General features: G+C 51.1%; 1 pseudogene. It reads left to right on the plus strand.

The annotated features are described in order from the left end of the window. Positions 1 to 49: 49 nt before the first annotated feature. Positions 50 to 348 (plus strand): annotated as a pseudogene (gene fkp / locus WKU26_RS12735) (bifunctional fucokinase/fucose-1-phosphate guanylyltransferase); the annotation flags it as partial.

A 348-nucleotide genomic window follows, 5' to 3' on the forward strand; every position in this document is an offset into this window, starting at 1 on the left:
GCATCAACAAACTCAAAAACTTAAAAACTTAAAAACTTAAAAACTAATAATGAAAAAACTACTGTCATTGCCTCCCAACTTGGTGGAGTGCTTTCACGATATTGAAAAGGCAGACCGCAACGAGTGGTTCTGCACATCGGACCCGATAGGAAGCAAGCTGGGTTCCGGAGGAGGTACGGCCTGGCTGCTCAGGGCGTGCATGGAGAGTGAGAATACAAAGGAGAGTCTGACCGGATGGCTGGCGAAGGAGAAGCGTATCCTGCTGCATGCGGGGGGACAGAGCCGGCGTCTGCCTGCCTATGCGCCTTCGGGGAAGATTCTTACACCGATTCCCGTGTTCCGCTTACA

It is taken from the genome of Phocaeicola sp. HCN-40430, from assembly GCF_037890285.1.
Lineage (GTDB): Bacteria > Bacteroidota > Bacteroidia > Bacteroidales > Bacteroidaceae > Phocaeicola > Phocaeicola acetigenes.